This is a genomic window from Tenacibaculum sp. L6 (genome assembly GCF_028823685.1).
Classification (GTDB): Bacteria; Bacteroidota; Bacteroidia; order Flavobacteriales; family Flavobacteriaceae; genus Polaribacter.
Genome location: NZ_JAPEHZ010000203.1, coordinates 1 through 334, shown reverse-complemented (window position 1 = coordinate 334; position 334 = coordinate 1). Strand labels below are relative to the sequence as shown.

The following is a 334-nucleotide window of genomic DNA, read 5'->3' as shown; positions in this document are numbered from 1 at the left end:
GATTTTTGATGCTATTCAAAAAGAAAATCCTGAATACGACAAACTAACGTTATTCAAGAAAACGCAAAAACTTCTTGACCGTTTCTTATTCATCTTCTTTGCAGAAGATAGATTGTTATTGCCACCAAACTCTATTCGTTCTATCGTAAACCAATGGACTGATTTACGAGATAAATATGATGAGTATTTTCCTTTGTACGACCGATTTAAAAAATATTTCGGTTATATGAATACAGGACACAAAGGACAGCAACACGATATTTTTGCTTACAATGGTGGACTTTTTGCACCAGACGAGATTTTAGACAATATCAAAATCAATGACGATTTACTT

At 32.6% G+C, this 334-nt stretch carries 1 protein-coding gene; it reads left to right on the top strand.

Going from position 1 to position 334, the window contains the following annotated elements; genetic code table 11:
- Positions 1–334 (top strand): type IIL restriction-modification enzyme MmeI (locus tag OU788_RS12725; RefSeq protein ID WP_342454943.1); only part of this gene is annotated, 334 nt, incomplete at both ends.